Source organism: endosymbiont of Acanthamoeba sp. UWC8, assembly GCF_000730245.1.
GTDB lineage: Bacteria > Pseudomonadota > Alphaproteobacteria > Rickettsiales > Midichloriaceae > Jidaibacter.
Window position 1 is genome coordinate 539,576 of record NZ_CP004403.1, and the last position, 25,101, is coordinate 564,676.

The window sequence follows — 25,101 nt, forward strand, 5'->3', positions numbered from 1 at the left end:
TCCTCATCTTCCAGCTACTCTGCATAATTATTACTGACTCTACTTAAATAAAAGCATTTCACATAAAGAGAGAGAAGCAGCATAGAGTATTTACAGGCTATGCAGCAAAAGGCAAGAATTCAATGAGATGGTTTTTAGCTAAAGTTACAATGTTGTTAATTTAAAAAAGAGGGCAGTGTTATATCGAATATCTTTTTTGCTCAGATATAATCTCGACCCTATTATTTGCAGTAATCAGCTAAATCAGTCAACACAATCACCTTGTATGCGAGTTATCAGAAGCATGCTTAGTTACCTTTTCAACAAAAGTCTCTACTTTATACTTTTCTGAAAGAGAAGCTTTAGCATGTAGCTTAGTAAGCAATGATTGAACCAAATCGTTTACCAAGTCTAAAAGATTAAATTTTTTATCTGACGAACCTTTGCTTTCGTTTGCTAATAATTTATTATCAATTTCTTTACAAAAATCATTCTTAAACCTTCTAAAATCAGCCTTAAAGCTTTCTCTATTAGTTAAGGAGTTATGTATTTCCGTAACCATTTCTTTCATAGCTGTTGCTAAATGTTTATTATACCCTTCTTGTTTAACACCCTCTAGTGCGGAGGATAGAGCACTAGTCATTTTCTCAAAATCTTGGGCAAAATGATCTAAGTGCTTAGTATCATTAGATTTGCTGTATTTCTGTAAATGTTCAGTTAGAGGCTTTATATAGTTATGAGCTATTGCACTAACCATAACCTCCCGCATATCATCATTATAGAGCATGGCCTTAATGACCTCATTTTTACGTGTATGCTTCTCGATTAATGAATTAAACTTATTTTCTTCTACCTCACCATATTTCTTTGCAACTTGGTATACACTTTGCTCCATTGCCTTATCTAATTTATCTTGACTGGTAATCAGAATTTCAACTAATTCATTCTCTCTCCCTGCAAGCTGTTGCACAAGCTGCTTTAGATCTCTTTTCATTAGTTTATTAAAACTATCTTTATCTCTTAACAAACTTTCACGATCTGCAAGTTCATAAATTTTTGAAAAATATAAGTAAGTTTTCTCCTGAGCTGTTTTAATATCATTTGCATTCAAAGCTTTCCTTATTGAAGCTATAAAGACATCTTTGTTCGCAGTATAGGATACTGAGGATCGATCCTCTCTGGCAGAATTATACCTAGCATCCGTAATAGGATTCATAATCTGACTTACCTCTTTGTTTTGCGCTTCTATATAGTTTTTAAAATCCTTAGTTATGTCTAATAATATATCAACGTTTTTAATTAGATATTCTTTAAGTGCAGGCCATTGCTCAATTAAAGCAGATAGCTTATCACCCTCCCTACCAAGCGCATTATATCCTTCCATATAATCTGGAGTGATCCCAAATTGGCTTAATATATTAACTAAATTTTGGCTAAACCCTGTAACTTTCATCCTCTCTACCGGCTTAAGCTCTAACCAAGTATTAAAATCAAAATCCTTTGTCATCTCTTTAAGCGCTTCAGCTAATTTAAGATTTCCTGACTTTCCTTCAGCTTGCTGATCAGATCCCCCTTTTTCCGCTCTATTTATTTCCTTTGAAGCAACAACCTTCTCAGCGGAATTAGACTTAATTAAGCTTATCTTTTCAACTAGCTTCTTAGTCTCATCACTGATTTCGGTATAATTTATTTTACCTTCAGATGTTCTCATCACTCACCCCATTACTACAAAATTCCCATAACAATTTTATTATAACATAAAATTAATATGAATTAATAAAAACATAATTTATATCTTTATATTATCACATATATAAAATCAGCTTTATATTTTCAGAATTTTGAAGATACTCCACGATCTATAGTGATTTGCTCAGCTGCCTCCTCGTCTTCCAGCTACTCTGCATTATTAAGCAAATATTTTCTCTGGAGCACTACAAATCAATTGAGCAAATATTATAGTAAGTTAAGTTGAATATCTTACATACTTATTTAAACAAGCCTTCAGACGACCTTAATGATTTATTGTTGAAATTAATAGAATTAATAATAGCGCGCCCCTCCCGCCCCTCTTCAGAGGGGCAGCGCTCATAAAAATTATTAAACAATTTTTATGTATCTTTATTTTGTTAGAAAGCACCGAGGTTAAATAAACATTATCGTATGATTTATAACTTAATTTACTAGAAGTTTGTATTTTTACACAATTTCATGCATTTTTTATCGGTATAGAATCATACTTTGAACATCTTTAAAGTCCTATAAGAATGAGCTCGTTCTTGATAAGGCAAGCTTTTTAAAATAAATCTAATAAAAACCTTTGTCGTATAGCAGAACCCGACTATCGTATGTCAAACAGCCGGTCGAACTTGGAAATTTTAAACATTTGTTTAACTTGCCCTTCCGGGCTGCATAAAATTAATTTGATATTAGTATTTGCGCATTTATCTCTGGTAAGCAATAAAATACCAAGGGCTGCCGAATCAATAAAATCAACCCCTGCAAGGTCAATAAAAAGAGTATTAAAATTTTTAGCAATAGTATCTTCTATAAAGGATAGAAAAGCTTTATTATCCGTGAAAGTAAACTTTCCCGTTAACTTTAATTTTATACCCTGCTCTTCTTCTTTATATGTATATTCCATATCATTTATATAGCTGTTTTTTTATACTTGTTTAAATTATTAAAAATCATGTGAAAAAAGCTTCCTCGGCAACCACCCTGTTTCTTCCGCCTTCTTTAGCTTTATATAAGCACTGATCCGCCCTTTTTAAAAGATTTTCAGGGGAATCATCGCTGCTTAAAGCACTAACACCTAAACTTATCGTGCACTTAATTTCCGAGGAATCCACGGTAGTAAGCGGATACATCTCAACTGACTGCCTAATTCTTTCACTAACTTTAATTGCATCTTCAAGTTTTGTATCAGGCAATATAACTACAAACTCTTCCCCGCCGTACCTAGCACTTAAATCGGTAGGCCTTACGCCAAGCAGAATTCTCCTTGCCACCTCTTGTATGATAATATCCCCGGCTTGGTGACCGTAGGTATCGTTTATATTTTTAAAGTGATCGATATCCAGCATGATTAAAGATAAGCTTTTCCCGGTGGAAGCTGCATTAGTAACCAGGTTTTTTATATGAATATCAAAATATCGGCGGTTATAAAGATTAGTTAATTGATCAATTACGGATAGAGAAAGATTGTGTATATAATTTTCTCTCAATGCATCCTGATAATTTTTTCTCTTAATTTGAGTACTGGTTCTGGCTAAAAGCTCATTTGATTCTACCGGGTAAAGTAGATAATCATTTACTCCCATTTCCAATCCTTTAGTTAAAGTCTTCTCGTCAGCTTCTTCAACTATAATTAGAATCGGTATACCTCTAAGCTTGTCATGATTTTTAATATGAGAGCATAGTCTTAACCCGTCTGAATCTATAAGCTGGGTACTTATTATAAATAGCCCATAATTGTTTTTTTCAGCTAAGCTTAAAGTTTCCTGTTCTTCAGTGACTATATCAACGCTAATTCCTGCTGAATTTAATTTTTCCTTAATTTTTTTCGCTTGGGCAACATCATCATCAACTAAGATTACTTTCGCCCCTTCAATCTTGTTGCTTTCATCGATAATGATTTCTTCCCCTACCCCGAGTTGGTTACTGGTAACATGCCTTGCCCTTAGCTCATCCATCATGAATTTTAATCTGAGCAACGATTTAATACGGGTAATAAGCGCGTGATCATTAATAGGTTTGGTCAAAAAGTCATCAGCACCAGCACTTAAGCCGTTCACCTTATCTTCCTGCGCATTCAACGCGGTCACGATTATGATAGGAATATGCATAGTATTGGGGTCATTTTTTATTATTTTAGTTGCTTCAATGCCATCCATTTCCGGCATCATGACATCCATTAAAATAATATCCGGGTTAAGCTCCTTAGCTTTCTTAACTGCTTCCACCCCGTTATTTGCCACGAATACTTCGTAATATTCCTGTTTTAGCTTGGTTTCCAGCAATTTGACATTAAATACTATATCATCGACTACTAAGATTTTTGCTGTCATTTTTCAAACCATAAACTTTTCTATTTTTAAGCCAAAGCTTTGGAAATCTATCGGTTTTTCAACATAGTCTATAAAGAATTCCGAAAGATCTTTTTCTTCAAGTTTCTCTTTAGAAAAGGCAGAGACCGCTATAATCGGGATGTTTTTCAAAATCGGATCCTCCTTGATAGATTTAGCAGCTTCAATACCGGACATTCCAAAAAGCTGAATATCCATTAAAATAAGCTTAGGTAACTCTTTAAGCACAATTTCTTTGGCATCCAATCCACTTGTTACAATAATTACATCATAACCCTTAAATTTTAAAAAGTCTCTAATAAGCTTAGCATTAATTTCATTATCTTCTACTAGAACAATTTTTCTCATTAGTTACTGATATTAGTTTTTTATATTTATTATAATTAATTAAAAATACACTGTATTTATATCTTTTATTATTTCATATTAATTTACATTACTCCATCTTATATTTTGCATTCCTATATAATATATTACAATGTATACATAAAATATAAACCTAAATGCAAATTATTATTTATCGTTACCCACAGATAAATACTACAATTTTACATGAGTTTATTTTCTTATTATTAAGCAGTAAATATTGTTAAAAATATGTGCTTCGCTTATAATTCTTTTAATAAAATCATAAAGAATTAATAAATGGTTATAGATTTCCCTATATTTGAAGCTGAGATTAGAAGCTTATTAGAACATAAACAAGTTGATAGAATTGCAATTGCAGTATCGGGCGGGGCGGATAGCATGTGCCTTACATACTTATGCAGAGAGTGGGCTAAAACAACAAATACCGAGATAATCTGCTTAATTGTTGATCATAAATTTAGGCAAGAATCTACAATTGAAGCAGAATTAATAAGAAAAACCCTCTTAGACGAAGGGCTGAGAACAGAGATATTAACTTTCCATACGAAAAAGCCGAAAGCTAATCTTCATGCGATCGCAAGGGAAGAGAGATATAATTTGCTCACCAACTTTTGCAAAGAAAATAATATTAAATACCTACTTACCGCACATAATAGAAATGATCAGGCAGAAACAGTGTTAATGCGTATATTTCGCGGCACGGGAATAGACGGGCTTGCCGGCATACCGATGCATTATGAAATAAACAGTGTAAGCATATTGCGCCCTCTACTTCCATTTTCCAGGGAAGAAATTGAAGCAACTTTAACATATGCAAAATGGGAATGGGTAAATGATCCTTCCAACTTAAACGAGAAATACGAGCGCTCTAAAATCAGGAAGCTGATTAACGCATTACCGGAAAAACAGCTTATAATATCAAGATTAAATTTACTCGCTAAAAATTCCACAAGAGCTAAAAGATTTTTAAATAGCTATTCAAATAAGGCGTATGAAGAAATATCCTATGAGGGCAAATTCGGAGAAATAAATTTAAATAAAACGCAATTCTTAAAGCTTGATGAAGAGATAGCACTTCGAGTTTTAACCAAGATATTAAATCGAGTAAGCGGTAATCATTACCCTCCCCGACTGGAAAGCTTAGAACTGTTATATAATTTAATTAGGGAAAACAAAGATTTTATAAAAACATTATGGGGTTGTGAAATAAATACTAAAGCTGAAACTATATTGTTCTATAGAGAATTAAATGCTGTAGAGCATATAAAAAAGCTTATCCCTCATCAGGAAACCATTTGGGATAACAGGTATAAACTCAAAGTCACGGAAGAGCTTTCCGTAGGAGCACTAAATCAACAAGGGCTTAAAACCCTTAAATCCTGGATTAAAGATAGTCCTATTTCAAAAATCACTAATGACGATAAAATGGAAAAAGAGGGCACAGAAGATCATAACAAATTTAGTGAGAAGCTCCCCGCTAAACTATTATATACTACTCCCGGATTATTCAAGGACGGGAAGTTAGTATTTTACCCGATTTTAAGCATAGGTTTACAAGAGTATAAAATAGATTTCAGCCGCAAGAGCTAGGTTTTATAAATACTCTGGACATATATTTTAAAGTATAATAGCCTCTAAGTTATAAGGGGTGGAATATTATAAAAATCAATGCTTAACCAAAAACTTACGGTTAAAACCGCTCAAAGTTTGGCAATGACTAAACAGATGCAGCAATCATTAAAAATTCTGCAAATGAACACTATTGAACTAAGGGAATTTATAGATACTCAAATTCTTGAAAACCCGTTTATTGATTTTCCCGAAGGTGCCGGTTTAGGGGCTAAGGAAAATCTTGAAGAACACCGCTATGAAAGTGTACAAACCAAAGAAAATGACGGTAATTTTAGAGAAGATTATATTAGTCGAATAGTAGATAATCAGATCACTCTAAAGCAACACTTGATTGATCAAATATTTATTACGATACATGATAATAAAGAAAAACTAATTGCGGTAAGGTTTACCGATTCTTTAGATGATAACGGATACTTAACCGAAAATATTTCAGAAATAGCTAAAGCTCTCAAGTGCGAAACAGCAAAAGCGGAAGCTGTATTAAATAAGTTATATAAGCTTGATCCTATAGGCGCCTATGCACGAAACCTACAGGAATGTTTAAGCTTACAGCTTAAGGAAAAGGGTATATACGATGAAGTTTTTGCAAACATTTTAGCAAACCTTGAAGGCATAGCAAAAGGAGAGATTAATAAGCTTATAAAAGTGTTTAAAATTACCTTGGAAGAATTTAAAATAAGAATGGCTTCAATTAAGAAACTTGACCCGAAACCGGGTAGGAATTTTTTTACCCACATAACACAGACATTAATCCCTGATGCTTTCATATTTTTTGATACACATGCTAACCTTGTAGTTAAGTTAAATAACGAACACCTTCCGAGCATTAACTTAAACAGCAATTTATATAAAGATACATTAGAAAATTTAAAGACTAAAGATGACATAAGCTTTTGTAAGCATAGATTTCATGATGCTATGTTTATCGCACGAGCGCTCGAGCAGAGAGCAAACACCATATTTCAAGTCACTTCAGCCATTGCAGAAGAACAATATGAATTTTTTGAAAAAGGAATAAATTATTTAAAACCTATGACTCTTGCTGATATTGCTAAAAAAACCAATCTTCATGAAAGCACGATAAGCAGAATAAGTAATAAAACTATTGCAACCGTGATCGGTACTTTTGAGATTAAATACTTTTTCACCAGCAAAATTAAATCTAATTTTGCAGAAAACATTTACTCCTCAAGTGCAATTAAAAATAAGATCAAAGAATTGATTGAAGAGGAACAAGCGAATGAGGTGCTGGCCGACGATAAAATTTCCGCAATATTACAATCAAGAGGAATAGATATCTCAAGGCGCACGGTAACTAAGTACAGAGAAGCGATGAATATTCCGTCATCTCACCAACGCAAACGTTTAAAAGCAGCAGCTTCTTAAAAAAACTTAAACCTGTTTTAAAGATTGAATATTTGCCGCATAGTTTTGCTCCCTAAATATATAACTTCCCGCGACCACTATGTTTGCTCCCGCTTCTTTACACATGCGAGCGGTAGAATCATTAATTCCGCCGTCAACTTGAAGATCAATATTTCGCTTTGACTCAATTATTTTCCGCCTAATATTTTTAATTTTCACTAGTTGAGAAGGAATAAAACTCTGCCCACCGAATCCCGGATTCACGGTCATTACCAAAATTAAATCAATTTTATCATATAAATAATTAAGTATTGATTCATCACTACTCGGCACTAGCGATATACCTGCTTTCTTCCCTAAAGAGTGAATTTTATCGATTAACCTCTCAATATGAACCGTGGCTTCTGCATGAAAAGTAATAATATCGGCGCCTGCTTGCGCAAATTGTTCAACATGTTGTTCCGGGTTACTCACCATTAAATGAACATCGAAAGGAAGCGGGCTATATTTTCTGATTGATTTAACCACATTTGAACCGAGAGTAATATTTGGAACAAAGCTTCCGTCCATAACATCAATATGGATATAATCCGCGCCGGCCTCAGTGATACGTTTTACTTCTTCGCCCAAAATTGCGAAGTCACTTGAAAGTATGGATGGAGCAATTTTAAGTTGCATAGTTTCTCTTAAAATTTTGACTTTTAACTATTTAAATGATAATAAAATTCTAACTGATTTTCTATAAATATAAATATTAAATGAAAGCTCCGATTAAGAAAATTTTTAATGAGCAAGTAGAAATGCTAAACGAAAGACTGCATGTAGGCATATTAAAAGCAACCAAAGCAGCTGCAAAAGCCTGTTATAGCTGGATAGGAAAAGGTGATGAGAAGGCGGCCGATCAAGCGGCGGTTAATGCAATGCGAAGCGCATTAAATGAACTTGATATAAGCGGAGTGGTTGCAATCGGAGAAGGCGAAAGAGATGAAGCTCCCATGCTATATATCGGTGAGCAGGTAGGCAGAGGAGGAGTAGAACTTGATATAGCGCTTGATCCGCTGGAAGGAACCACATTATGTGCTCATAATGCCCCTAATTCGATTTCCGTTATGGCGATGACCAATAAAAACGGCTTCTTGCATGCACCTGATACTTATATGGAAAAAATAGCGGTAGGCAACGGTCTTCCGGTTGGAGTAATCCATTTAGATAACTCTATAAAACAAAACTTAAAAAACTTATGCACAGCTAAAAAATGTTCAATTTATGACCTCCATGTGTGTGTGCTCAATCGTCCTCGTCATGATAAACTCATAGCTGATATCAGAGAAGCCGGTGCAAGGGTGAAACTGATCAAGGACGGGGATGTAATGACTGCAATTGCAACCACACTGCCTAGCTCAGAGATTGATCTTTATATTGGCACCGGCGGTGCTCCTGAAGGCGTACTGGCTGCGGCTGCTTTAAAAGTGTTGGGCGGCCAGATGCAAGGCAGATTACTGTTTAAGGATGAGATAGAAGAAGCGCGCGCCAAACGCATGGGGATTTTAGATACAACCAAAGTTTATGAAATTAATGACATGGTGCAAGGGGAAGTTATTTTTGCTGCAACCGGCATTACTTCAGGGGATTATCTGGAAGGATTAAAGCAACATAAAGATGAAAGGTTTAGCTATCATTCTCTTTTAATTTCATCAATTACTAATATGATTTCTTATCATAAGGCTTGTGAACTTTAACTTTAACTTCTATATTATAAATTAGTTATAATATAGTTAAATCAGGCAAGCGATATGAGGTCTGAGCATTTTACCAAGTTTTTTATATTTATAGCTTTAGGGTTAAACATCGGTTTTGCTCAAGATTACCCCTGCCCCCTCAGTTTGTACTTACCGGAGCTTAAGCTGGAAACTAATTATCTCAAAGTTCCCCAGGAAAAAGATTTAGTGCATGAAAATGCTTCAGATCTGATTAATACTAAGGCTAAACTTAAAGAAACCAAGAATCCTTCCATACTTGGAGAGGAAGGCAGCAATTTATATTTAATATTTGAAGAGCAAAAAAACCTTTGCCCCAACAATAAGATTATGGCCGAAGAATATGAGAGAACTCAACATTTTAAGAAACACCCTACCGATTATGCTAAGGAAAAAAACTCAGCATTTAAAATGCCAAGCCCTACAATCGGATTTAAAATCGATCTTGATACTTCCAAATAAATTTTGGAGCTAATTAAGTTGAATACCTTACACATTTATTTTGATATGACTTTAATTACCTTAATGACTTCTTTTTTGAAATTACTTAAATAATAATAGCGCGCCCCTCCGCCCCCCTTTAGAGGGGCAGCGCTCATAAAAATTATTAAATAATTTTTATGTATCTTTACTCTGTTACAAAGTACCCGAATTAAATAAATGCTATTGTATGATTTGTAACTTAATTTATACTATTATATAACAAGCAAAAGTATTTTAAGCCTTCCGCTGCTCTATCTTCCCTGCCCTTTTTCAACCCCTGGTTCTTTAGCTTTCTCAATCATTGTATTAGTAAGACTTTTTAGTGTTTCAGCTTTCTCACTTGCAATATCTTTAAATTCATTCGGTGTCATAACCGATTGTACTGCAACCGCGCTCAACCCTGCCACGGATGCAGCTACCCCTGTTATTAAACTAACTTCTCCTCCCATCATTCCTAATCCCCCGGTTATAACTGAAGCACCGGCCAACAGCCCTAAACCCGGCAGTACTATCCCTACACTTGCAGCAATGCCTACCACTGCCGCCGCTACAAAAAATGCTGCCCCGGCAGCAATAGCAATTGCTCCGGCTTTTAAAATAGAAGTTTCGTGCTTTTCAAAAGATCCTTTTTGTTTATATTCATTAACAGTTTCAGCTATATCTTCAAAAGCTTTATCAACTTCTTTTTCAAATTTAGATATTTTATCAACTGCTTTTTTGACTGATTTCTCAAGCTCTTCATCTTGAATTTCTTTAACGGCTTCTAAGATATCTTTTCTTCCTCCTTTACCAAATTTTTTTAGCATAGAACTTAAAGTGCTACCGCATAATACCTTTTTTGTGGCTTCATCAAAATGCTTAATTATCTTTTTTTTATGATCTTTCTTAAGCTCATCCAAAGCTTCATCCAAGTTATAATGTTTGCCCCGCTCCCCTTTATCGCTTTCTCTTTTATACTCTTTTGCAAATTGCTTTAATTCACTGTCAATATTAAGCTTTAGTTTACTTAAAATTTGGTTTTGCTGTATCTTTTTCGGCATATACTCCCCCTTCCTTAGCATAAAAAGCACTGAATAAGCACTCCCCCCTTATTTATTCAACTATACAAAAGAATAGGTTAATATTTGGTTAACTTTTATTATATTTTCTTAATAAAATAAATTTTATATATTAATTACATGCTTTATCATAAAAAACTAAGGATAAATAAAGGGCACATTAGTATTAACCTAAGTGCCCTCATTAAAAGTTTTAATCTTAATTAAGTTTTAGTCTTTAATCTCCCTGGGATTTAGTGAACCCGGCCATTCCCTCAAACACATAAAGCATTTGAATAGTGCTGATCTCTACACCTTTGTTTGAAATTGCCTCACTAAGTTCTAAAATATCTTTTTGGCTAAGTTTATGATCTGCATTTGAAGAAATATACCTTAAACGCCATAAATCATAGGATAGGTTTTCCACCTCATTCTCCGGCCAAACTTTAATTCCTCTTTGCGAAATATTTTCAAGTTCTAATTTAGGGTGTAAAGCCTTCACTTGCTCAGCTATAGCCTTCGGGTTAGCACTTCTGTCTTCAATATAGAAATCTACTCCGATAATCTCTTTGCTTTGTGTATCAAGCTCCATTTTCGGCAAGTTAATAAGCTTAGATTCACGCTCAGCCAGTGGAGAAAAATGTACAGGCTTTTTACCTAGATTTTCCACGACTGCTTTAGCAAATTCCATAGTCTCAACTTTTTTCTTACTTTTACCTTCTTTATAAATATCAGCGGTATGGATTCCCTCTTCAATCGTTTTAAGCCAGGCATTTTGGATTTTTACCGCCACATCAGCTTGCCCGATGTATTCAAGCATCATTATTGCACCATTTAATAACCCTGAAGGGTTAGCCATCTTTTTACCTGCAATATCGGGAGCAGAACCGTGGATTGCTTCAAACATCGCATAATTCTCTCCGATATTAGCGCTTCCCGCTAAGCCTACCGAGCCTGATACTTCTGCGGCTATATCGGAAATAATATCACCATATAAATTTAGGGTCACTATAACATCAAAGATCTCCGGGCGAGAAGCAATTTTTGCTGCTCCAATATCGACTATAAAGTGATCAGTCTTAATCTCAGGATAGAGAGGTGCAATTTCATCAAATATAGCGTGGAAAGAACCGTCGGTAACTTTCATTATGTTATCTTTAGAAACACAAGTTACTTTCTTCCTATTGTTAAGGAGTGCATATTCAAAAGCATATCTTATGATTTTCTCACAGCCCTGCCTGGATATAAGCTTAAAACATGCGCTACTGTTAGCAGTCATGCGATATTCAATACCGGCATATAAATCTTCTTCGTTTTCTCTCACAATCACCATATCCATCTTTTGGTGGTTGCTTTCAATATAAGGATAATATGAAACAGTCGGGCGCACGTTAGCAAATAACCCTAAGCCTTTTCTAAAAGTTACGTTAAGGCTTTTATACCCCTTACCTTGAGGGGTGGTAATCGGTGATTTTAAAATAATTTTATTACGCTTTACCGTCTCCCATGCTTCCTTAGAAATTCCCGACCCGAAACCTTTGAGATATAATTTTTCACCGATATCTATGGTTTCTATATTAAGCTTTGCTCCCGCCTCTTTCAATATGAAAAGCGTAGCTTCCATTATTTCGGGGCCAATGCCGTCACCGTAAGCTACCGTAATAGTTCTTTCTGTCATAATTTTTCCTTATTTTGTCGATCCCTTAATTTAATGTTAGCTGCTACTATATTAAAATCAAGATTTTAAGTTTATTTTTTCAAATGCTTCTGCACTATGGAAAACAATTTTTGAGTTCCGTTAGTTGTTTTCATTTTATCATAAGCAGTTTTAAGCTTTTTAAGCTTGATACTTGATTCTACCAATTCTTCAAGTTGCTCCGCAAGCACTATTGATTTAAATTTGTCTTGTGTAATAAGACGTGCCGTAGCATTTTCTGCAAGATATAAAGCATTGTAGTATTGATGGTTATCAGTTGCATGCGGAAACGGAACCAAAATAGCAGGTAGCTTAAAGTTAATCAGCTCTGAAATAGTCGAAGCGCCTGAGCGGCAAATGACCAGATCCGCTTTTAAGTATAATTCGCCGATATTTTCAAAGAATGGCTTAATAACAGCTTCTACCTCAATTTTCTTATAAGCCTCTATAGTTTGCTCCACTAAATTAGGGCGTGCCTGCTGGATAATTAATAACTTTTTACGTAAAAGAGGCGGCAATAGTTTTACAGCTTCCGGAATGACTTCAGAAAAAACTTGTGCTCCTTGGCTACCACCGAAGACTAATAAAGTAAATTTTTTATTTTTAATTCTCTCTTGCTCTGCTTGCTTTAAAAGTTCATCCCTAACCAAGTCCCCAACAACTTCCACCTTGTTTTTATATTTTTCTGCAATTTTTGTAGTGTTGGGCATAAAAAGAGTAAGCACCTTTGCATAACGCAGGAACCATTTATTAACACGACCTAAAACTGCATTAGGTTCATACATAATGATCGGAATATTAAGTATAATTGCTGCAACAATACTAGGCAATGCAGGATATCCGCCGAATCCTACCACACATCCCGGCTTTATTTTAAGGTAAATAAATATGACTTTTAGGATATTAATCAACAGTAAACTTAAACCTTGAAGCTTAGAGATTATCCCTCCCGAAAGATTAGAAGAGCTGATTTGAAACTTTTTAACTGATTGAAAGCTTCCATAAAGAAATTTATTCGCCCTATTATCACAAATAAGTACCGGATTAAAATTTTCTTTAACCAGTTTATCGGATAAGGCCTGTGCAGGGAATATATGCCCTCCTGTACCGCCGGTTGCTATAATAATAGTGTTGTTATTCATCTTTAGTAATATTTAAATTTTCAATAAATTTTCCGAAATCACTTGCTTCCGCAAAGTCTTTATATACGGAAGCATATCTTACGTATGCCACCTGATCAATTTTTAAAAGCTCATTCATCACCAATTGCCCGACTGCCTGTGAAGTTATCTCACCCTCGCCGTATTTCTCAAGTTTTTTAGTAATACGGGATACTATTTCTTCGAGCTGCTCCGCCTCCACCGGTCTTTTTCTCGCTGCAACCTGCATGGATTTCAATAATTTTGACGGGTCAAAAAGTCGCTTGTCTCCACCTTTTTTAATAACAAAGAGCTCCCTCATCTCAATTCTTTCATAGGTAGTGAACCTTCCTCCGCAATCAGGGCAAAACCTTCTGCGTTTAATAGTTAGGCCATCCTCTGATGGACGAGAATCTTTAACTTGACTATCTAAAAACCCGCAGAAAGGACATTTCATAGATTTATCCTATTATTGAATTACTTTCTAATTCTCCGAGATCTTTAACCTTTTTATCCTTTATCTCAATTAGGAGATCGCTTATAATTTTATTCTGGCAGTAATCAAAAATAATTATTTGCTGGCTCCCTGCTTCCGGGACGGTAAGCAATATCAGCTTATTACCGACTTCTTTCATATCCTGAATTTTAGATTCAAGGATGATTTTAGCGGAAAGATTCTCGCACACCAAGCTTGCAGAGTTTTCTCCTTCAGGAGCTTCTTTGACAAAATTGTATTTATTACTTATATAAGTTATAACTCCTATACCTAAAGCTATTACTATTGCGTAAACAAAAAAATTTAATAATCCGAACTTGTTGCTTTTATGATAACCCATATTATTCCTCTTAATTTATGAGTAAGTTTTATAACCAAACCTTTGAATTCGTAGTTACACTTGAAGAACAAGGTTTACGACTCGATAAGCTACTCGCATATAAACTAACAGAATTTTCCAGAACTAAAATTAAAAAGTTAATAGAGAGTGATAATTTTTACTTAAATGATTGTACCTTCTCTAATATCTCTTATTCTGTCAGGGAAGGAGATGAGCTAAGAATATTTGTTCCACCCTGTGAGAAATCGTTACTTACCCCTAAAAATTTAGATTTAAATATTATATATGAAGATAATGAATTAATTATTTTGAATAAGCCCCCTTATCTTACTGTGCACCCAGGTGCCGGCAATCATAATGATACTTTGGTAAATGCGCTTATTCATCACTTCGGCAATAATTTATCCCAATTAGGCGGTGCTCAAAGGCCGGGTATTATACATAGATTGGATAAAGATACTTCAGGGCTGATTGTAATTGCCAAAGATGATATCACTCATGCCAAGCTTTCAAAGCAATTAGCGGAGAGGGAAATTAAACGCACCTATTTAGCTTTAGTTTACGGCACACTTACCCCTCATATAGGCACAATTCAAACTAATATTGCAAGAAACCCGAAAGATAGAAAAAAAATGACGGTAGTCAAGGGTGAAGGCAGGGTTGCAATCACAAGATATAATGTATTGGAAAAATTCGGCGGGGACGCTATAAGCTTAATTGAATGTGAACTTGAAACCGGTAGAACCCATCAGATAAGAGTACATCTAACCCATAAAAAGACTCCGATTATCGGCGATCAAACTTACGGCACTAATTTAAATCATAATTTAAATTGCTTTAATAAAGAAACAGCCGAGCTTATCAAACAGTTCCCACGCCAAGCTTTGCATGCGGTTAGGCTTAAACTTACCCACCCATCCGGTGGGCAGGAACTCAGCTTTGAAAGCAATTTGCCTGAGGACATTACGCAGCTTTTGGCTGGACTTAGGAGTTGATATATTATAATATGCAGCAAGTTTAAAAAAGAAGAAGTTAATAGCGCCCCCTCTTTAGAAGGGCAGCGCTCATAAAAATTACCAAGTAATTTTTATGCATCTTTACTTTATTATAATCCATCCGGGTTAAATAAATGCTATCATATGATTCATAACTTAATTTACTACACAGAGAATCGAATCAACTTATTAAAACTAAAGCTATTAAGCCCCTACCATAGCCTTGTCCGTTTCCTGAGCGATATATTTCAACTGTGCTTCTTCCAAATTGTGAGCTGCAATCACTCCTTTAAAATCATAACCCTTTTTAGTTAGGCTTTTTGCATACCAATCCTTTGCGAACGACCCGATGTAAAGTGATAGCGCTAAAAATAACAGCATAAAAGCCTCCTGATTGATTTTAGCCCAAGAAAACAATAAATATAGTATAAAATACGCTAAAAAGATAAGCACACTTGTGCACCACATGCGACAGTAAAGCGCCCATACCCAGCTGAAGCAGGCTGCTCCGACTGAGAATTCCTCTTCAATATAAATCACATCTTTGAAATAATCATTAACTTGCTTTTTTGAAAATACGGAAAAAACTTTCATAAGTGTTATAATCCTCCTGATATTGCAAGTATTATACTAAATAATACTATAATGTAACTAACTTTTACCGCAATTTTTAATCCCCACTCCTTAGCTTCACGCTCTATAGTATATTTATCTTTTAAGCGTTCCAGTTCTTTATTTATAAAATCTACGCGTGCGGTAGCTTGGGTAAAGCCTTTAATATCCTGCTCGAGATAATAGATATCGGTAGCACTTTGCTTAATTAGATTTAAATTACCTTGTGATTTTACTTTATTAATTGCCGCAAAAATGTCTTTCTTTATTGCCTCGCCTTTAATAACTTCATCTAAAATAGTTTTAATTTTTTCAGCATAAAGCTCGCTTAAATTTATAAGCTCTTTTACTCCTGTCTTTTCCTGTGCAATACCTAGAATCATTAGACTTATAAAAGTTTTATCCTTCTCCAGCATATAAAAACTTATAAGTTTAGTTACCCTAAGCTCTTCAGCAAGGCCGATTCTGCTTGCTACAAAACAAAGTAAGTTCTTTTTCAAAAGCAGTTCGTCAATCTCTATGCTTTGCTTATCCAAATAGGTTAAAATGTCTTTAATTCCGTAACATATTTCCCCTCTTATTACATGGCTTTGAGAGGGCAAAGAAACATTAAGATCATAACAGCATCTTTCAATCCCAAACCCGAACCCTGCTTTTCTTATATTATTGGTTGCTTGCTTAAGCTCTTTTAAACCGGTTGCATAGTTTTTATTTTTAAACCAAATTGCAATCTGTTCATAATATGAGAACAAATCTACAAACAAGCTATTGGCAATAAATTGGGTAATTTCATTTTCTTCGTTATTAATGCTGTATATGAGCAATGGCCCTAAACTTTCTTTATAAAAAGTTAAATTTTTATATCTGACGGGTCCATTAGGATCTAAAGCAATAATAACTTTTATTAAATGCTCATCCTCTTTAGAAAATAAGGAATACGAAGAAAACCTTTTTTTCGCTATCTCCTGCAAACTTTCTAAAGCTTCGATAGTTAGTTGCTCGGAAGCACTTATATCCAGCCACTTCACTAGTAATGATTGCTTTATAAAAGCTTTTGCATCTTCCCAATTACGTGCCAAGTCATAAGCGAGTGGAGCTTTATGAAAATATTCTTTTTCCTTGAATATTACCGGGCGAGGTAATGCCGGCTTTTCAAGAACGGCCGGTAAACTATAGCTGCCGTCCATTAGTATATTTTCAATATCTTTAAAGCCCCATCTGATATCTTTATCATCCGTTACCAATCCTTTGAGCATATCCCCAATCGTACCGCCGAAATGAAAATGCTGATTTAAAAAGCTGAAAGTGCCGTTTTGCAACTTACTTTCCAGTATGTTTATATGCTTTATATCTTCAAAAAAGATTTTGGAAATTATACTTGAGATTGTCATGCCGAGTGCATAATAATCCACGCTCTTATCCCCCTCTCCTTTTCCCCATTTATGGCATTGAGCTCTATTTACCGTTTCATAAGCATCCCCTTGGCAAAGTCCATTTAAACTTGATATACATTCGGATATAATAATTTCATCTTTTTCATCTAAGAAAATTGTAGAAGGATTAATATTACCATGCACGATTTCAATGTTATGCATATCCTTAATTATTTTATTAAGCGGAGCGACTATTTTTTTAAGTATAAATTGATGGGAAAATTCTCTCCCCTCTTTAATTAATTCTTTTAAAGATTTACCGTTAGGCTTTTCACATATTACGCATAAAAACCTTTCTCCTTGCTCTCCGATTGGGGTTATCCCTATTTCCAGCGGTCTGATCAAGTTATGAATAGTTATTGCTTTTAATGCAATAATTTCCGCAAGTCTTGTCGGTATATTCTTCTTAAATACTAAACAATAATAGTTTTGGCTGCTTGTACTTACGATATCTTTTGCAGAGTAGGCATCGGCATTAGGAGTGGAAAGGCTTTCTATCTTCCCTCCGCTTATATCAATTAAGTATTTATCCGCTACCAAATCAACCGCTTCGCTGATACCTATAGTTTCGCAGTTAATATCCTTCAGTTCGGAGCGGATTTTACCTAAAATGCCGTTTAAACTTACTTCCGTTATATTCGTTGCTTCCGAAATTAATTTTGAGATAAAAAGGGTCATAATTTACTAAAGCTTCTTAATCTCCTTTAATACTTCGTCTATATGTGTTTTAACCGAAACCTCAGGCCATATTTTTCTTATTACACCTTCTTTATCAATCAAAAAAGTACTACGTGTAATACCCATATATTTCCTGCCCATAAAACTTTTTTGCTCCCAAACTCCATATTGCTCACAAACATCCGATTCATAATCAGAAGCAATTCTAAACGGCAGACAATGTTCCCCAGAGAATTTACTATGGCTTTTTAGATCATCTTTGGAAACCCCTATTATTTCAGTATTCAGCTCCTTAAATTTCAACATATGATCTCTAAAGTTTTTTGCTTGGGTAGTGCAACCCGGGGTGTTATCCTTAGGATAAAAATAAAGTATTACGTTCTTTCCTTTAAAATCTCTTAAGCTAACACTTTCGTTTTCACTAATAGGCAACGTAAAATCTATTGCTTTATCCCCTTCTTTCAAACCTATTGCCATTTTTTCTACTCACATTACGTTGTTATACCTTTCAAGTTATATAAAAATATGCTTCAAGCAAAGATTTTTTTGACATTTATTGCATTTTCAATGAAAGTATTTTTGAAATTTCTTGAGCTATTTAAAGTGTATACGTTATTTATTAAATTTTTAATTTTTATTACTCCTATTTTAGCAAGCCTTGCCGCTCTCTCATGTTCGGCTGTATTCATAATATATTTACTTAGCTTTTCTTATAGCCTTGTTAGAATTGATGAAATTTTCTCTTCCTTTAAAAGGAATAAACTTTTGGTGCTTAGCTTATTAGCATTCTTAAGCTTTTGTTTTTTAAGTGCTTTATATTCTTTAAATTATAAAAGCACCCTTTTAGAAAGTTTAAAAGTTTCGGCGACTATTCTTTGCGGATTTATGTTGCTATTTGCTTCTCACTCAAAGTTACCCAACACTAAACTATTTTTGTCGGGTTATCTAGTTGCATTGGTTTTTTGTTATATGGAATCTATCTTTAACGGAATGATTATAACTAATATTAATCATTATTTATTAAATAAGACGATATATTTTGATCCATCTTACCTTAATCGCGGAATGACATTTATTGCAATTGCCGTGTGGGTTGCAATTATTCCCTTAATTCAGAATAATCGCAAAATCAGTAGTTATTGCTTATTGCTCTTAAGCTTTGTTATCATCTTTATTTACACAAGTGAATCAGCAAAACTCGGTATAATAGGCGGAATAGTTACTTATATTTTAGCTAAAATATTTAAGCATAATTTTGTGGCAATTTTTCAAGTTGGGATAGGTGGGGTTTATATTTTTATTCCCATCGCAATTTGCTGCTTAATTTATAATCCGCGCGCCCAAACTTTGTTTCAACACATTCCATGGTCGTTTGAACATAGGATTTATATCTGGCAAAATGTGCTCGATTTAATTTCACTTCGGCCGCTCACCGGCTATGGCTTTAATGCTGCAAGGATTATCTCCGAGCTAAACTTAAGCTCTATGATGATCGGTAGTACAAGTATCAGCCTTTTACCTCTTCATCCGCATAACGGTGTTATACAGATATTACTTGAGCTCGGACTTATCGGTTTAGTTTTAAACCTAACGGTTTGGCTAAGTATTATAAGAAGCATTGCTCTTACTTCTTCTATAGGAGAAAATTTCAAGCCGTTTATTTATGCGCTTCTTGCTACATATATTACCATTTCCCAATCAAGTTTTAATATATTTATGAGTTGGTGGCTATGTTTGATCTTCATTATTGTATTTAACTTTTTGATTTTAAGCAAAGTTGAAGATAACAAAGAATAAGCTTATTTTTTCTCCAAGTTACTAATTTTAGCTCTACCCATCAATTTGAAAAGCACAATGTTACGTATACTCCGAAAGAACGGGTATAGCACTTTAGACATTAAGTGTGATTTAAATACAAAATAGTTAATTTTGTTAAACAGCCCCGTCCGAGTGCTAAGTAGGGTGAGAATATGGATTGCTTCACTGCCGTAATATAATGAGTCATCAACTTTCAATACCATCCCGTTATCAATATCCCAACCGAGCTTAGTTATTTCATCCATTACACTGCTTGGTTGGCGGGCATCTACCAGGGTTAAATTGCCTATATCCTTTTTAATTCTGATTGCGCGGCAATACATATCACATAGGGGGCATTCATAATCATAAATCAGCCATATACCCTTTTCAGCCTGCTTAGTAGGTGTATCCGTCATCTTTTTAGCCCGTGTATTGTGTTGTTCTAAGTTATTATTATAAAAGCTTTTAGCTTTTCAAATTATATTATTAGTTTTAATTTATTTTATTATCACTTCTTTATTTTCAATCCATTCATAACCGAGATATCCGGATCTTAAGGTCAGTTCTATTGCCGAGCCTTCCTTTACTCTCTCAAATTCAGCGGCGCTTACGGATGTGGTATATAAGTCTTTATTCTTATTCCAATGAGGAATTGAGATATAATAATATTTGTCTTTTTTACCTGTTATCTTTTTCTCAACAACCTTTGCATAGTATATTTGCTTGGAAGATTTATCCAAATGAATATTAATAAAATCCGTTACCGAATATATACCTAACATAAAAACATGTAAGCTTACCATCAAAGCATGGATATAAACAATGTGTGCTTGCGAAGTTCTGAAAAAGTAAAATACAATAGCAATCAAATATACGCTAAATAGTTTTAACGAATGTCCCAATGAATCTTCAAGTAACGAGGAGCAGTCTTCCTTGCTCTCTATCATCGCTAAGATAACAAGTGCATAACATATGAAGAAGCAAACGAAGTTTATATGGAATAAATTAACCATTGAGTTATATTTATTGTCAGCTTTAAAATTCGGAAGCATGGCTCTTTCCATTGACTTATCCAGCTCTTTAAGTTTCAACATTATCGTATTTTTATCATCTTTTGTACCTAAATCATTTTCTCTACCTATAGCCCATAATTTTTTATTTCTGCAATGAATAAAGTTTATTCCTGTAGAAAACAACTCTAAAACTTGGGTTTGAAAAACTGCATTTTTTAATAAAAGCTGGTACAATGTGAGGTCATTTGAAACAATATAGATTTTTTTATCAAATTCTTTATTTCCTATTTGAAGTTCTCGTGAAACCTTAATTAATTTAAAAAATTTGTCCAACCTTGTTTCTCTTTTTAGAGTAAAATTATACTCGGAAGAAGAATTGATATGAAATATTATATTATTATTACGAGCAAACCTATATTTAAAAACAAATAAATTGATAATCTGATCCAGCTTTGAATTTGAGTACCCTTCCTGTAACCGTAACAAATACCATGATGAATAGAATTTATAGGTATAAATTGCTCCTACAAAAGAAATAACGAATATAATGAACTCTATCATATTATATAATCTCCTTCTTACCTTATACCTTTAAAAATACTCAGGATGCCTTTCACGTAATTTATCTTTTAAAACCTCCGCACCTTTGTTCATATAATGTTCGGGATTTATTTTATAAGCCAGATCAAGAATAAACCATGCTTTCTCAGTATCATACGCTTCAAAGAATACTTTACTTAAATCAACATAGGCGCCGACTATGAACGGATTTTTCTGCAATGCTTTTAACATGTAATGGTAGCCCTCGTCAAATTTGCCTAGGCTATAATAATGGTTAGCCATAAAAATATATAGCACATAACCCTTTTTCGTATTTTGAGCAGCCGCTTCTTCAAGCACGGCGATTGCCTTTTCTGCTTCTTCTTTAGAAGGTTGTTGATTGATTGCGCTCATTACCTCGGTTAATTGCTCATCATTATTATCACTTATGATTTTTTTAAATAGCCCAGTTTGTTTTATTCCATATTGTAACATGTATTCGTTGGCAGTTAGAAAAGCAGTGAGCTGATCATTTCTGCGTAAATGCTCATCAATTTCATCGATAAACCGTTGTTCGGAGATTTTTAATGACCCACCTTTTACTAACGAATATAATCTGCAAATATCTTTATTAATGCCGCAGGTTTCAAGATAATTCCCGGGGATCCCGAGATCGCCTTCTTGAAAAATTATACCGTCACGTGCGGTTGTAACATTTACCTGGTACTCTCCTTCCAAGCCCGGTTTAAAAGTATAATTTAATTTTTCAAACAACTTTTCTCGGGATAAATAATCTTCAATAATAAATGGATGAAGGTTTTGAGTATAGAGAATATATTTAAAGTACATATTTTTGAACGCAGCAGGTATAACAAATGAACCCGTTTCAAATTCCGCTGCTTTTTTACCGTTAAAAAAGAAACTCGTGTTTTGTGTTTTTGTTTTTTGAACCGTTTTAGAAGTAACCGCAGAATCTCTACCTATGGAAAAAGCCATCTCCAAATCAAATTGTCTAGTTTTATCCGAAATAATTTCCCGTTTTTTCGGAAGTGTTATTTTATCTCCCTTTTCCAACTGTTTAAACAGTTCGTTTAAAAACTCTCTGTTTCGCTTTTCCTTACCCCTGAAATTTATAATGTAATAGATAGGTACGCTATGGTAGGTTTGTTTTTCATGGTTAATCGTATATTGATAATTATTTGAAAAATCATAAATTATCTCGCGATCAGCTTCCCGTACGGAAAATTTATCGGGTGAAAGACTAACGATTGCAAAAGTTTCACTATCTTTAATGTTTCCTGACGTATCATGAATTTTAGTTACTTGAGAAAACCGTAACACCTCTGCGCTTGCTGAAAGAGGAAAAGATAAGTTTAGAATTACTGCAAGGATCATTAGTTTAAACATATTTTCTTCTAAAGTTTAAAAATTTTTCTGTATTATATCAATATTATTCATAACATTCAATAAGTTATTAGTTTAAAACTTTAAGCAATCAACTTGTTTTCAAGGTACAGTCATTTTCACTTAAGTTGAGAGCAAAAATTTGTTATGCATTTGAACCCGAAAATTCTGAAAGTAGCTTTCTTACACGCCTATTTCTAGCTTATTAAATTATATATCGTGTTAAGTTGAATATCTTACATACATGGAGCATAGTTAAACTAAGTTTGCGTATAAATGACCTAGTCATTTATACAGCGCACGCGCCATAAATGGCCGCGAGGCGCGTGCTTCTTACTATTTTTATTATCTGATTTTCAGTTGTAGACAATAAGTCATATTAAACTTAACTTATTGTATTTGAATAAACGCGTTAGATATTCAACTTAATTTACTATACCTTACCTGCATCAAACCTTAAGCAGTTTACTTATCCCGGGGATATGCGGCTCTCCCCTGAAGTTAATCGCATTATTGAATTGCTTGTAACAAGTCGTGAAGGATTTATTACATCCGGCTATGATTTCATAATTATCACCTATGCTCGGTTTGTAAGGTAGCGGGTTTGCCAGCACTATTCTTCCGCCTTTCTTATAGCTTTGAATTTCTTTTGCAACTCCTTGGTTTACGCCGGTCAAAAATTTTATACTACCGTATTGAAAGAAATCGGATTCCTCTGCGCGATTAATATCAATTATAATATTATTACTTTGAGCCTCGGTTATGCTACCTGAAAAAGTATATTTGCTTAAATCCGTTTTACATTTTTCATCACCGAACTTAGCTCGGCAGCGGTGGGAATAGAGATCCCCGATATTTTTATTTAAAGCATGGGTCAGACCTTTTACTTCAGCGATAAACATATTATCTTTAATGCTGACTTCACCAAACCAACCTCGCTTCAAGTGAAGCTTTCCCGCACTTAAATTTTCATAGTTAAATAAAAATATTTCAATCTCGGCATGATCATATTTTCCGGCAATTAAGTCCTGCTTTAAGATAAGCTCGTTATCCAACATACCTTCAATCTCAAGGTTATCAACCGCAAGGCCGGAATTACTTTGGATTGCGGTTCCCGTAAACCCGGAAGCCGAATGGTAGGTTATATTATTAATATTAAGATCCTGATCAAAATCAGTAAAGCCCAGCTCTTCGCCGGATTTTAATTTCAGCAGCCAACAGGTGGCGAATGTTGTGGTTTCCTGCTCTAGGAGCTCGGCTAGTTTGGGGGTGATTGTGTTCATAGGTATTATACTCTTATTTCAACAAGCGGAATATTATTTAACGAATGGGTTTGATAAGCTTCAATCGAGGTAAGCAGTGAATCCGTATCAAACCTCACCGGCACATCAAACTTAAAACTTGCGGTAATTTTTACATCTGCAGCAGGAGGCGTTTTAAAAGTTATAATTCCTGCAGTATAATCCACGTCTACCTCCTTATATTCATTATCATCTAAGAAAATTTTGACCTTGCCGGGCACCGGTTTAGATATTATTCTCTGTTCTTTAACCGCTGCTGTTTTATAGGTTTTTACCAGTTGGAATGATTTTTTCTTCCCATCTCCAATGGCGATCAGTTGGTTTTTAGCCGTATAATCATTCCAATCTTTAAACCTGAATCCGATTGCCTTACCTTTACAAATTCTGAAAAAAGCTATCAGCTCCTTAATATGCTCTTCGGTTTTTATGCCGTAAGCAACATTATATTGATTTCTTGATTGCTGCCAATTTATGTTCCTTTGCTCGTATCCGCTAGTCATCGTAATAACATCGGTGGAGTAGCAAGGGCCGCCGCTTGATCCATAGGAAATATCCTCGGGAAAGCGTTGTTCAATGAACTTTATTTTTTTCTCTTTCATAGCGTTCTATATAATTTTTCATTACGTTAATATCTGCGTCAGTGATTAGATTCTCGCTCGGCTCTTCTTCTTTAGGCACATCTTCCAAGCTTTTGACGAGCTCAGTGCCTATAATCCTGTGCTCCATAGGGAATATTTTGATTATAAGCGAGCTTACCTTAAAAAAGGTGGTAAGCAGATCGTGTTCCTTAGAGTTATAAAGCTTTAATTTTTCCAAAGCCTCCTCGTCGCCAATTAAGGCGAGTTCTATGATATTCATCACTTCATCAGATATGGAGCGGATGGTTGAAGCCGTCAGCTTTTGTGCCGACAGCAACTTGGTTAACTGTTCCTGGTTCATTT

General features: G+C 34.5%; 27 protein-coding genes. 7 read left to right on the top strand and 20 right to left on the bottom strand.

Annotated elements, in window-relative coordinates; all coding sequences use genetic code 11:
- Nucleotides 1-62 precede the first annotated feature (62 nt).
- Nucleotides 63-164 (top strand): hypothetical protein, encoded by a 102-nt coding sequence (locus I862_RS08815; RefSeq protein WP_411572137.1) that lies wholly within the window; start codon nucleotides 63-65, stop codon nucleotides 162-164.
- A 92-nt stretch (nucleotides 165-256) separates the two neighbouring features.
- Here the strand turns inward: I862_RS08815 and I862_RS02590 are convergent, their stop codons facing one another.
- The 4 genes from I862_RS02590 to I862_RS02605 form a co-directional block, all read right to left on the bottom strand.
- Nucleotides 257-1,690, bottom strand: coding sequence for a hypothetical protein (locus tag I862_RS02590; protein ID WP_038538642.1), 1,434 nt, complete (start codon nucleotides 1,688-1,690; stop codon nucleotides 257-259).
- A gap of 630 nt (nucleotides 1,691-2,320) precedes the next feature.
- Entirely contained in the window at nucleotides 2,321-2,623 is a 303-nt protein-coding gene (locus I862_RS02595) for an STAS domain-containing protein (RefSeq protein WP_038538644.1), read from the bottom strand.
- 46 nt (nucleotides 2,624-2,669) lie between these two features.
- The gene (locus I862_RS02600; RefSeq protein WP_038538648.1) at nucleotides 2,670-4,049 is read right to left on the bottom strand and encodes a PleD family two-component system response regulator; all 1,380 of its coding nucleotides are present in this window, start codon (nucleotides 4,047-4,049) and stop codon (nucleotides 2,670-2,672) included.
- 3 nt (nucleotides 4,050-4,052) lie between these two features.
- Complete coding sequence (locus tag I862_RS02605) at nucleotides 4,053-4,415, bottom strand: response regulator (protein ID WP_038538650.1); 363 nt, start codon at nucleotides 4,413-4,415, stop codon at nucleotides 4,053-4,055.
- 297 nt (nucleotides 4,416-4,712) lie between these two features.
- Between I862_RS02605 and tilS the strand changes: the two genes are divergently transcribed.
- Nucleotides 4,713-6,026, top strand: coding sequence for a tRNA lysidine(34) synthetase TilS (gene tilS / locus I862_RS02610; RefSeq protein ID WP_038538653.1), 1,314 nt, complete (start codon nucleotides 4,713-4,715; stop codon nucleotides 6,024-6,026).
- Between the two features lie 78 nt (nucleotides 6,027-6,104).
- Nucleotides 6,105-7,457, top strand: a complete 1,353-nt coding sequence (gene rpoN, locus I862_RS02615; protein WP_038538656.1) for an RNA polymerase factor sigma-54 — start codon at nucleotides 6,105-6,107, stop codon at nucleotides 7,455-7,457.
- Between the two features lie 6 nt (nucleotides 7,458-7,463).
- On the opposite strand, the gene rpe is transcribed toward rpoN, so the two are convergent.
- Nucleotides 7,464-8,114 carry a ribulose-phosphate 3-epimerase gene (gene rpe / locus I862_RS02620; RefSeq protein ID WP_038538660.1) on the bottom strand — a complete coding sequence of 217 codons (651 nt, stop codon included), beginning with the start codon at nucleotides 8,112-8,114 and terminating at the stop codon, nucleotides 7,464-7,466.
- Between the two features lie 80 nt (nucleotides 8,115-8,194).
- Between rpe and glpX the strand changes: the two genes are divergently transcribed.
- Both glpX and I862_RS02630 read left to right on the top strand, forming a co-directional pair.
- Nucleotides 8,195-9,175, top strand: coding sequence for a class II fructose-bisphosphatase (gene glpX / locus I862_RS02625; protein ID WP_199398821.1), 981 nt, complete (start codon nucleotides 8,195-8,197; stop codon nucleotides 9,173-9,175).
- A 54-nt stretch (nucleotides 9,176-9,229) separates the two neighbouring features.
- Nucleotides 9,230-9,655: a hypothetical protein gene (locus I862_RS02630; protein ID WP_038538663.1), complete on the top strand. Its 426-nt coding sequence runs from the start codon at nucleotides 9,230-9,232 to the stop codon at nucleotides 9,653-9,655.
- 272 nt (nucleotides 9,656-9,927) lie between these two features.
- Here I862_RS02630 and I862_RS02635 read toward each other — a convergent pair whose 3' ends face one another.
- The 5 genes from I862_RS02635 to I862_RS02655 form a co-directional block, all read right to left on the bottom strand.
- Nucleotides 9,928-10,716 carry a hypothetical protein gene (locus I862_RS02635; protein ID WP_038538666.1) on the bottom strand — a complete coding sequence of 263 codons (789 nt, stop codon included), beginning with the start codon at nucleotides 10,714-10,716 and terminating at the stop codon, nucleotides 9,928-9,930.
- Nucleotides 10,717-10,951: 235 nt separating this feature from the next.
- On the bottom strand, nucleotides 10,952-12,391 hold the full coding sequence (locus I862_RS02640; protein WP_038538669.1) for an NADP-dependent isocitrate dehydrogenase: 1,440 nt from the start codon (nucleotides 12,389-12,391) through the stop codon (nucleotides 10,952-10,954).
- Between the two features lie 71 nt (nucleotides 12,392-12,462).
- Nucleotides 12,463-13,551 carry an undecaprenyldiphospho-muramoylpentapeptide beta-N-acetylglucosaminyltransferase gene (gene murG, locus I862_RS02645; RefSeq protein WP_038538671.1) on the bottom strand — a complete coding sequence of 363 codons (1,089 nt, stop codon included), beginning with the start codon at nucleotides 13,549-13,551 and terminating at the stop codon, nucleotides 12,463-12,465.
- A complete protein-coding gene (gene nrdR, locus I862_RS02650) occupies nucleotides 13,544-14,005 on the bottom strand; it encodes a transcriptional regulator NrdR (RefSeq protein WP_038538674.1) in 462 nt (153 codons plus the stop codon). The genes murG and nrdR overlap by 8 nt, the downstream gene beginning before the upstream one ends.
- A gap of 4 nt (nucleotides 14,006-14,009) precedes the next feature.
- Entirely contained in the window at nucleotides 14,010-14,384 is a 375-nt protein-coding gene (locus I862_RS02655; protein WP_038538677.1) for a hypothetical protein, read from the bottom strand.
- Nucleotides 14,385-14,401: 17 nt separating this feature from the next.
- Here I862_RS02655 and I862_RS02660 point away from each other — a divergent pair, with 17 nt between their 5' ends.
- Entirely contained in the window at nucleotides 14,402-15,379 is a 978-nt protein-coding gene (locus I862_RS02660) for an RluA family pseudouridine synthase (RefSeq protein WP_038538680.1), read from the top strand.
- Nucleotides 15,380-15,583: 204 nt separating this feature from the next.
- Here I862_RS02660 and I862_RS02665 read toward each other — a convergent pair whose 3' ends face one another.
- From I862_RS02665 to I862_RS08385, 4 genes are read right to left on the bottom strand one after another with little or no spacing between them, the layout of a single operon-like run.
- Complete coding sequence (locus I862_RS02665) at nucleotides 15,584-15,973, bottom strand: hypothetical protein (protein WP_038538683.1); 390 nt, start codon at nucleotides 15,971-15,973, stop codon at nucleotides 15,584-15,586.
- Nucleotides 15,974-15,978: 5 nt separating this feature from the next.
- Nucleotides 15,979-18,102, bottom strand: a complete 2,124-nt coding sequence (locus I862_RS02670) for a protein kinase family protein (RefSeq protein ID WP_038538686.1) — start codon at nucleotides 18,100-18,102, stop codon at nucleotides 15,979-15,981.
- A gap of 6 nt (nucleotides 18,103-18,108) precedes the next feature.
- On the bottom strand, nucleotides 18,109-18,579 hold the full coding sequence (gene bcp, locus I862_RS02675; protein ID WP_075260580.1) for a thioredoxin-dependent thiol peroxidase: 471 nt from the start codon (nucleotides 18,577-18,579) through the stop codon (nucleotides 18,109-18,111).
- Nucleotides 18,580-18,632: 53 nt separating this feature from the next.
- Complete coding sequence (locus I862_RS08385; protein ID WP_158499255.1) at nucleotides 18,633-18,791, bottom strand: hypothetical protein; 159 nt, start codon at nucleotides 18,789-18,791, stop codon at nucleotides 18,633-18,635.
- Between the two features lie 280 nt (nucleotides 18,792-19,071).
- Between I862_RS08385 and I862_RS02680 the strand changes: the two genes are divergently transcribed.
- Nucleotides 19,072-19,899: an O-antigen ligase family protein gene (locus I862_RS02680; protein ID WP_158499256.1), complete on the top strand. Its 828-nt coding sequence runs from the start codon at nucleotides 19,072-19,074 to the stop codon at nucleotides 19,897-19,899.
- A gap of 2 nt (nucleotides 19,900-19,901) precedes the next feature.
- On the opposite strand, the gene I862_RS02685 is transcribed toward I862_RS02680, so the two are convergent.
- The 6 genes from I862_RS02685 to I862_RS02710 all read right to left on the bottom strand — a co-directional run bounded on the left by I862_RS02685 (nucleotide 19,902) and on the right by I862_RS02710 (nucleotide 25,099).
- Nucleotides 19,902-20,318 carry a DCC1-like thiol-disulfide oxidoreductase family protein gene (locus I862_RS02685; protein WP_038538693.1) on the bottom strand — a complete coding sequence of 139 codons (417 nt, stop codon included), beginning with the start codon at nucleotides 20,316-20,318 and terminating at the stop codon, nucleotides 19,902-19,904.
- An 81-nt stretch (nucleotides 20,319-20,399) separates the two neighbouring features.
- The gene (locus I862_RS02690; RefSeq protein WP_038538696.1) at nucleotides 20,400-21,476 is read right to left on the bottom strand and encodes a hypothetical protein; all 1,077 of its coding nucleotides are present in this window, start codon (nucleotides 21,474-21,476) and stop codon (nucleotides 20,400-20,402) included.
- Between the two features lie 30 nt (nucleotides 21,477-21,506).
- A complete protein-coding gene (locus tag I862_RS02695; RefSeq protein ID WP_038538699.1) occupies nucleotides 21,507-22,862 on the bottom strand; it encodes a tetratricopeptide repeat protein in 1,356 nt (451 codons plus the stop codon).
- Between the two features lie 446 nt (nucleotides 22,863-23,308).
- Nucleotides 23,309-24,142 (bottom strand): DUF2163 domain-containing protein, encoded by an 834-nt coding sequence (locus I862_RS02700; protein WP_038538702.1) that lies wholly within the window; start codon nucleotides 24,140-24,142, stop codon nucleotides 23,309-23,311.
- Nucleotides 24,143-24,147: 5 nt separating this feature from the next.
- Nucleotides 24,148-24,759, bottom strand: a complete 612-nt coding sequence (locus I862_RS02705; RefSeq protein WP_199398822.1) for a DUF2460 domain-containing protein — start codon at nucleotides 24,757-24,759, stop codon at nucleotides 24,148-24,150.
- Complete coding sequence (locus tag I862_RS02710) at nucleotides 24,731-25,099, bottom strand: hypothetical protein (RefSeq protein ID WP_038538705.1); 369 nt, start codon at nucleotides 25,097-25,099, stop codon at nucleotides 24,731-24,733. Before I862_RS02710 ends, I862_RS02705 begins: the two co-directional genes overlap by 29 nt.
- Between the last annotated feature and the right edge of the window lie 2 nt (nucleotides 25,100-25,101).

Excerpts from the sequence above, each read along its gene's own strand:
- I862_RS02590 (WP_038538642.1), bottom strand. The coding sequence starts at position 1,690 with ATGAGAACATCTGAAGGTAAAATAAATTATACCGAAATCAGTGATGAG.
- I862_RS02595 (WP_038538644.1), bottom strand. The coding sequence starts at position 2,623 with ATGGAATATACATATAAAGAAGAAGAGCAGGGTATAAAATTAAAGTTA.
- I862_RS02600 (WP_038538648.1), bottom strand. The coding sequence starts at position 4,049 with ATGACAGCAAAAATCTTAGTAGTCGATGATATAGTATTTAATGTCAAA.
- I862_RS02605 (WP_038538650.1), bottom strand. The coding sequence starts at position 4,415 with ATGAGAAAAATTGTTCTAGTAGAAGATAATGAAATTAATGCTAAGCTT.
- tilS (WP_038538653.1), top strand. The coding sequence starts at position 4,713 with ATGGTTATAGATTTCCCTATATTTGAAGCTGAGATTAGAAGCTTATTA.
- rpoN (WP_038538656.1), top strand. The coding sequence starts at position 6,105 with ATGCTTAACCAAAAACTTACGGTTAAAACCGCTCAAAGTTTGGCAATG.
- rpe (WP_038538660.1), bottom strand. The coding sequence starts at position 8,114 with ATGCAACTTAAAATTGCTCCATCCATACTTTCAAGTGACTTCGCAATT.
- glpX (WP_199398821.1), top strand. The coding sequence starts at position 8,195 with ATGAAAGCTCCGATTAAGAAAATTTTTAATGAGCAAGTAGAAATGCTA.
- I862_RS02630 (WP_038538663.1), top strand. The coding sequence starts at position 9,230 with ATGAGGTCTGAGCATTTTACCAAGTTTTTTATATTTATAGCTTTAGGG.
- I862_RS02635 (WP_038538666.1), bottom strand. The coding sequence starts at position 10,716 with ATGCCGAAAAAGATACAGCAAAACCAAATTTTAAGTAAACTAAAGCTT.
- I862_RS02640 (WP_038538669.1), bottom strand. The coding sequence starts at position 12,391 with ATGACAGAAAGAACTATTACGGTAGCTTACGGTGACGGCATTGGCCCC.
- murG (WP_038538671.1), bottom strand. The coding sequence starts at position 13,551 with ATGAATAACAACACTATTATTATAGCAACCGGCGGTACAGGAGGGCAT.
- nrdR (WP_038538674.1), bottom strand. The coding sequence starts at position 14,005 with ATGAAATGTCCTTTCTGCGGGTTTTTAGATAGTCAAGTTAAAGATTCT.
- I862_RS02655 (WP_038538677.1), bottom strand. The coding sequence starts at position 14,384 with ATGGGTTATCATAAAAGCAACAAGTTCGGATTATTAAATTTTTTTGTT.
- I862_RS02660 (WP_038538680.1), top strand. The coding sequence starts at position 14,402 with ATGAGTAAGTTTTATAACCAAACCTTTGAATTCGTAGTTACACTTGAA.
- I862_RS02665 (WP_038538683.1), bottom strand. The coding sequence starts at position 15,973 with ATGAAAGTTTTTTCCGTATTTTCAAAAAAGCAAGTTAATGATTATTTC.
- I862_RS02670 (WP_038538686.1), bottom strand. The coding sequence starts at position 18,102 with ATGACCCTTTTTATCTCAAAATTAATTTCGGAAGCAACGAATATAACG.
- bcp (WP_075260580.1), bottom strand. The coding sequence starts at position 18,579 with ATGGCAATAGGTTTGAAAGAAGGGGATAAAGCAATAGATTTTACGTTG.
- I862_RS08385 (WP_158499255.1), bottom strand. The coding sequence starts at position 18,791 with ATGAATACAGCCGAACATGAGAGAGCGGCAAGGCTTGCTAAAATAGGA.
- I862_RS02680 (WP_158499256.1), top strand. The coding sequence starts at position 19,072 with ATGGAATCTATCTTTAACGGAATGATTATAACTAATATTAATCATTAT.
- I862_RS02685 (WP_038538693.1), bottom strand. The coding sequence starts at position 20,318 with ATGACGGATACACCTACTAAGCAGGCTGAAAAGGGTATATGGCTGATT.
- I862_RS02690 (WP_038538696.1), bottom strand. The coding sequence starts at position 21,476 with ATGATAGAGTTCATTATATTCGTTATTTCTTTTGTAGGAGCAATTTAT.
- I862_RS02695 (WP_038538699.1), bottom strand. The coding sequence starts at position 22,862 with ATGTTTAAACTAATGATCCTTGCAGTAATTCTAAACTTATCTTTTCCT.
- I862_RS02700 (WP_038538702.1), bottom strand. The coding sequence starts at position 24,142 with ATGAACACAATCACCCCCAAACTAGCCGAGCTCCTAGAGCAGGAAACC.
- I862_RS02705 (WP_199398822.1), bottom strand. The coding sequence starts at position 24,759 with ATGAAAGAGAAAAAAATAAAGTTCATTGAACAACGCTTTCCCGAGGAT.
- I862_RS02710 (WP_038538705.1), bottom strand. The coding sequence starts at position 25,099 with ATGAACCAGGAACAGTTAACCAAGTTGCTGTCGGCACAAAAGCTGACG.